The sequence below is a fragment of the Candidatus Effluviviaceae Genus I sp. genome (assembly GCA_016867725.1).
GTDB lineage: Bacteria > Joyebacterota > Joyebacteria > Joyebacterales > Joyebacteraceae > VGIX01.
This window is the reverse complement of the sequence record VGIX01000063.1, coordinates 1-6,335: the sequence shown is the minus strand read 5'-3', so window position 1 is coordinate 6,335 and position 6,335 is coordinate 1. Positions and strand designations below refer to the sequence as shown.

The following is a 6,335-nucleotide window of genomic DNA, read 5'->3' as shown; positions in this document are numbered from 1 at the left end:
GACGACGCGAGCATGCGCACGGTCGGCCTCCCTTCGCCTCGCCCGCCGGCTTCGAGAGAAGGGCCCTCGCCGAGAAGGGCGGGCCCCGCGTGCAGCATCAGGCTCTCGGGGATCCTACTCGTCGAGCCCCTTGAGGACGCTCAGCACCGCGTGCTTCTCGGTGGTGTTGTACATGAGAGCCAGTCCGAGGTCGCCCTTCTGGGCGTTGATCATCCCGCCCTCGCCCGCTGACATCACGACCTGCATGTCCCAGCCGGCTGCCTCGAGCTCCTTCGCGTACTTCTCGGCCCCTCCACCCTCCAGCTCGCTCAGGTGGACGCTGACCGTCTTCTGACCGCTCTGTGTCTGGTCGAGACGGGTCACGTTCGTCACCTTGCCGTAGGTGAACTTCGGCACACCGTCGAACATGTCCCCCGGCCACTCGCTCGTCTCCGAGATGGTCGTGGTGCCTTCCTGCGTCTTGATCGTGACATCGCCGCCGCCGAGGTCGACATCTGCATCGCCTCCGGTCGCCCCCTCGATGGTCTTCTCCATCAGGCCCTCGGCGAGCTTCTCCTCGCTCTTCTTGCCGCAGCCGGCGGCGACCACGGCGACGAGCAACACGACGACTCCGAGATGCGCCATCCTCCGCCAACGAACCAGCATCGTCCTGCCTCCCGCGCGGTCCGCGCCCCTGGTTTCTGAGACCCTCACTCCCAAGGCGGCGATTGTGCAACAGACCGGACTGTCTGACAAGGGCGTCCTCGGTGCCGTCACCTGAGCAGGACGAGCTTCCGCGCGTCGCGGAAACCGTCGGCCTCCATCGAGTAGAAGTACACCGAGGCCGCGACCTCGCGCCCGGCCGCGTTGCGACCGTCCCACGAGACCTCGTGCTCGCCGGGTCCGAACGGGCCGTCGGCGAGCACGCGCACGAGCCGCCCCGCGGCGTCGTACACGCGCAGACGGACATCGGTCGCCGCCGGAAGCGCGAACCGGATGGTCGTCGAGCGCGCGGAGGGGTTCGGCGCGCTCTGGTGGAGCGCGATGACCGGAGCGCCCGGCGCGTCGCCGTCGCCGACGGCCGCGGCCTGATACATGCGGTCCGCGAACTCGGGGCGGTCGATGAACGGGTTCCTGTTCCCCTGCATAGCGTAGACGGTCCCGTTCCGCTCGAGCTCCTTGCGGTCGACGGGGTCGGCCTCGTGCCAGCCGAGCAGGAGGCTGACCGCCCAGGGCAGGATGTCGGCGCCGTCGGTCATGGCGCTGCCTGACCAGGCGGCGTCCTCGGTATGGTACCGCACTGTGACGTAGAAGAACGTCCGCGCGAAGTCGCCCTTGTACTCGTCGATCGGCTCGAACGCGGGCCCCGAATAGCCTGGGTACACGCAGTTGCCCTTCCTGCTCCCGTTCAGTGAGGTCCAGGTCGGCGACGCGACCTCACCGTAGGGGTCGTTGCCGCGCTGGTTGTTGACGAAGTTGTCGGTCGGATAGATCGTGTGGAGGTCGGAGTACTTCGGCAGAAGCTCGCCGCCCGACCAGCTCGAAGGCCAGACATGCTCGCGGTTGTACCCCGTGCCCTCCACGCCCCCGATCCCGCCCTGATCAACGCCGAAGGTGTACTCGTACGGCGGCTCGCCGCCCGGGACGTCCGAGTACATGTCCCACACCTTCCCGTTCGGCTTGTCGTCGGTCGTGTAGAACGCCTCCCACGAGTACGAGTACGGGAGGACCGTGTGGCCGTCGGTGATCTCGTGCAGGGCCGCGCGGAGGTCGTCGCCCGCCAGACCCTCGGCGGCGGCGTAGTAGCCGGGCGGCACCGTGACGTCCACGAAGTCGAAGGAGAAGCTCACGCTGTCCATGGCGTTCGCGTAGAGGTCCTCGACCCCGTCCACGACAAGCCAGTACTCGCCGGGCGACATGGTCGAGACCGTGAGCACCGCGCGGTCGGCGTGGTGCGCGTCTCTCGCGGCGCCGACGACGGTCAGCCCTTCGATGGTGTAGCTCGTCGCCGTGCCGCAGGTCGTCGCGTCCACGGGCTCGGAGAACGCGACGATGAGAGTCGTCTCCGTCTCCGCGTAGACCTGGTAGATGGACGGCGCCGCGGCATCGCCCGCCCACACGACGTCGGCGGCGCGGCGCGGCTCGAGCGCGAAGGCGCCGTCGGCGTAGATGACCGGCCCGACGACGTCGTAGGCCGTTCCGAGCGCGGGCTGGGACGCGTAGCCGAGGTCGTCCACGCGCCCCGGGCCGCTCCCGTCGTCCACCTGCCACCGCCCCGAGCCGAGGAGCGCGTTCGTGCAGACCGCGCCCTCGACCCTCACGAGCACGCCCTCGTAGTCCTCGGACGAGGACGCGGCCGTGGACACGACGGCCGGATCCGGAAGCCCGGCGCCGGGTACGGCGCCCGTCACGATGGCGCCCACGAGCATCGTGGTGCCCGCGTACACGACGTCGGCGTTCTCGGTGACGGTGCCGCGGACGGTCACGGAGTCCCCCTCGGCGGGCGCGGAGGCGGCGCGCGCCCAGAGCCCGGACCGCGGGCCGCTCCCGTCCTGGATGGAGAAGAGCGTTCCGTAACTGCCGGTGACCACTCCGTGCGTGATGACCGCATACCCGTTGTACGGCGAGCTTCCGCCCGTCCCCTGCACGGCGCTCACCGACACGACGAACGGAAGGGAGTAGCTCCGGATGTCGGTGATGGTCGTGCCGGGAATGCTGTTCGTCGCGTGGATGCGGAAGTACACGGTCGTCCCCGCGTTCTGCCCAGGGATGGCCTCGTCCGTGCGGTACACGCTCCTCGACGCGGGCGACATGGGGATCTCGTTCGGGAGCGAGAACTGCGACACGCCCCAGAAGAGCGACACCGTGGCGATCGCGACCGTGTCGGTGACGACGGCCTCGACGTGCACGGCCTCACCGGCAAGGGGCGCGGGAGGGTCGGTCGCGACGTCGGACACGACCGGGCCCGGCGTCGGCGGCGCGGAGGAGTGGGTCCCAGGGCTTCCGTCCGTGGGATAGTCGACCTCGGTCGCGGTCCACTCCGACGGATCGTAGGTCGTCGAGGGGTTGACGACGCCGTACTTGCGGACGTAGTCCTCGTTCTCGAACGCCGTGCCGTCCACGACGGCGTAGTCGACGACGATCGAGCTTGCGTTAAGCAGCTTCGCTCCGTCCCCGACCTTCCCGTTCCAGAGGCTGTTGTTGCTCGACCAAGCCTCGTCCGCGAAGTCCACCTGGAAAGGGATGGTCGTGGTGCGGTCGCCTGCGACGAGCGCCTCGCCGGGCTCGATCGATCCCGAGAGCGGCCAGGTGAAGATGTCGCCCCAGTTCCCCACCGCCACCAGAGACCACCCCGTGAGGTCCACGGAGGCCGCCCCCGCGTTGTAGATCTCGATGAACCTGTCGGTGAGGTAGTTCAGGCGGGGGTCGCACATCTCGGAGATGAGGACGCCCGCGTACGCGCCGGGGACCGCGACGGCGATCAGGAGCCCCGCGATCGTCGCCCGGAGTGCCGTCTGCCGCATGACACCGCCTCGCTCTCTGTCCGTGACGGACTGAGGCGCCGCCCGGTCCGGCGCCCGCGCCGCTAACACGCCTCGATCCGCCGGCGGGCGAACCTGATGATCAGAACGAGCAGAAGAACGACCAGGAGCACGGCCGCGATGGGGACGAGGACCGCGAGGATGGACGTGACGATGGAACCTCCCAGCTCGCCTGTGGCCACGACGGGGTTGCCCAGGCCGCCGGTCGTCGCGGAGGACGTGCCGCGCACCACGACGGTCGCCGCCTGGATGGCCCCCGCGACGCCCCCGCCCGCGATGACGGCCAGCGACCACCTCAGAAACGGCGAGACGTCTCCGACCACCGACGCCGTGATCAGGATCCCCGCCACGACCGCCGCGGGGGTCGCCGCGGCGTCCATCAGGTTGTCCACCCAGGGGACGTAGTACGCGACCACCTCGAGCACGGTCGCCACGGCGAAGGCCGTGAGCGCGTACGGCGTCCCGATCCACTGGAACCCCTGCGCCAGCGTCACGTGGCCCGTCATCGCGGCGATGCTGAGGACGAGGAACGGCACGAACACGCGGTACCCGCACGCGGCGGAGAGGCCGAGGCCGATGAGAATGCTGAGCGCGAGCTCCACGCTCCCTCCCCTCACGGGGCTGCGGTCACCGCAACACGGAACCCGAAGTGGTCGCTCCCCCCTTCGAGGCTCCCGCAGAACCGCGCGGCCCTGAGGAACGCCGGACCGACCCGCTGCCACGAGCCGCCTCGTACGACGCGCCCCGCGCCGGCGGGCGGCCCGACGGGATCGGTGACAGCGGCCCTGCCCGGATCGCAGGTGTGCCAGTCGTTGCACCACTCCCAGACGTTCCCGGCCATGTCCGAGAGCCCGAGCGCCTCGGGCGCGTCGGCGTAGCTCCCCACGGGCGTGGTCCAGCCGAGGGTCCAGCAGCAGTTGACGCGGCCAGCGTCGGGCGGATCGTCGCCCCACGGGAAGAAACGGCCGTCGTCGTACTGCCCCGCGTACTCCCACTCCGCGTCGGTGGGCAGGCGGAACCCCTGCGCCCCGTAGGGGTCTCCGCCGTTGCAGGCCCAGTCACCGTCGTGCCGATAGGCGCGCGGCAGCCCGGCCCGCAGACTCAGCCAGTCGCAGTACCGCGCCGCGCCGTACCACGTCACGCACTTGACGGGATGGTCGGCATTGACGCCCCGGCCCGCGTCGCGCAGGGCGAAGGCGCCGCCGGAGAACGCGATCTCGCAGTCGGCGTTGTCGAGGTCCAGAAGCTCGACGCCGCCTTCGTCCAGACCGTCCATCACCGAAGCGGGCGTGGCGTTGACGTAGCCCCGGTCGAAGGCCCACCGGACCGCCTCGAGGTACTCGAGGTTGGTCACCTCGCGCCGCCCGAGGCGGAAGCCGCGGGTGAGCGTCACGCGGTGCGGGCTCTTGCCGCACGGGGCCGCCCCGTCGCCCATCGTGAACGCCCCGGCGGGCACGAGGACCATGCCCGCCAGGGGCTCCGGGCTCCATGTCCGCACGGAGTCGGCGGCCGCGGCCCCCGATGCCGACGCCGCGAGCACAACGCAACACCATGCGGCCAGCGACCGGCCGGCGCCTCTCATGCACCCCCCGATCAGTTCAGGATCAGCGTGATCCCTGCGCGCGCGCTCCATTGGTCGTACCGGAAGTCCTTGGCGTCCTCGACGGCGCTCCCGAGATCGCGCTCGGGGTCGTTCGACTCGTACAGGACCTCTCCGAAGAGCTCGATGCTGCCGGCCGGGCTGAGTGAGGCGCCGACGCCGGCGACCCAGCCGAACGAGTTCTCGCCGTCGTCCAGCTCGAAGTCCTCGAACAGGTTGCCGCCGTAGCGGATGACCTTGTACTGCATGCCGCCGGTGACGTAGGGGTTCAGACTGCCCATCGGGAGGTAGATGCGGCCGAGGAGGTTGATCGGATAGCTCGTCACGTCGTAGTCGATCCCGCTCTCCACGTGGTCTTCCTTGAACTTGAACTCGACCGATCCGACGACACCGAGCCACGGTGCGACGTTCAGCAGCACGTGCGCCCCCGCCAGGGGGCTGCCGCTCTCCGCGTCCGCCGACTGGCCGTAGCCGCCGTGCACGCCGACCCCCAGCCCCGTCGGGGCGGCCAGCGCGGGACCGGAGAGAAGCACGGCGGCCGCGAGGCCCACGGTCCACGATACGAACGTTGTTCTCATCACGCGCACCTCCGTACGCCACCTGCGACTGCGTTGGGAACGCTGCCGACTCGCGCGAACCTCGCCCACGATGATACCGGCTCGACGAAGTGAGAGGCAAGGCGGCAATCTGCCCGGGACGGCGGTTCGCCTGCCGCTCCCGAGCCCGGCAAGGTACGCGCCCCGACGCATCCTGCACGGTGAGCCTCACCGCGGCCGGATCGGACAGCGGAGGCCGGGCGTGCTATCATGGATGGTGGCAACCGCAGTCATCCGAGCGCTCGCCGAGGAAGCCGAGGGCCCCATGAACCGCACCCTGTCGAGGACCATCGCCGTCGTGGTCGTCGCGGCCGTCGCCGCTGGCGCGCCGCGAGCCGCGCCCGCCGTGGAGATCACCTTCCGCGTCCGCATGTCCTATCAGATCGAGCTGGGCGCCTTCGACCCCGGCAGCGACTTCGTGGACATCGCGGGCACCTTCAACGGCTGGGGCGGCTCCCCCCTCACGCCTCTGGCCGACGCCGACGGCGACAGCATCTACGAGGTCACGCGGGGCGGCTTCACGCCCGGCCAGCAGATCGAGTACAAGTTCCGCCGAAACGGCGTCTGGGACGGCACCGAGGAGTTCCCCGGCGTCGGCAACAACCGCTTCTACACCGT

The 6,335-nt window shown here is 70.1% G+C and carries 6 protein-coding genes; 1 reads left to right on the top strand and 5 read right to left on the bottom strand.

Annotation, left to right across the window (positions count from 1 at the left end):
* Positions 1-114: 114 nt before the first annotated feature.
* The 5 genes from FJY74_09120 to FJY74_09100 form a co-directional block, all read right to left on the bottom strand.
* The gene (locus tag FJY74_09120; protein MBM3308474.1) at positions 115-645 is read right to left on the bottom strand and encodes a hypothetical protein; all 531 of its coding nucleotides are present in this window, start codon (positions 643-645) and stop codon (positions 115-117) included.
* A gap of 107 nt (positions 646-752) precedes the next feature.
* Entirely contained in the window at positions 753-3,503 is a 2,751-nt protein-coding gene (locus tag FJY74_09115; GenBank protein ID MBM3308473.1) for an endonuclease, read from the bottom strand.
* A gap of 62 nt (positions 3,504-3,565) precedes the next feature.
* Complete coding sequence (locus tag FJY74_09110; GenBank protein MBM3308472.1) at positions 3,566-4,123, bottom strand: DUF4126 domain-containing protein; 558 nt, start codon at positions 4,121-4,123, stop codon at positions 3,566-3,568.
* An 11-nt stretch (positions 4,124-4,134) separates the two neighbouring features.
* Positions 4,135-5,103, bottom strand: coding sequence for an SUMF1/EgtB/PvdO family nonheme iron enzyme (locus FJY74_09105; protein MBM3308471.1), 969 nt, complete (start codon positions 5,101-5,103; stop codon positions 4,135-4,137).
* 11 nt (positions 5,104-5,114) lie between these two features.
* Positions 5,115-5,699, bottom strand: coding sequence for a porin family protein (locus tag FJY74_09100; GenBank protein MBM3308470.1), 585 nt, complete (start codon positions 5,697-5,699; stop codon positions 5,115-5,117).
* A 283-nt stretch (positions 5,700-5,982) separates the two neighbouring features.
* Between FJY74_09100 and FJY74_09095 the strand changes: the two genes are divergently transcribed.
* Positions 5,983-6,335 (top strand): hypothetical protein (locus tag FJY74_09095; protein MBM3308469.1); only part of this gene is annotated, 353 nt, incomplete at its 3' end.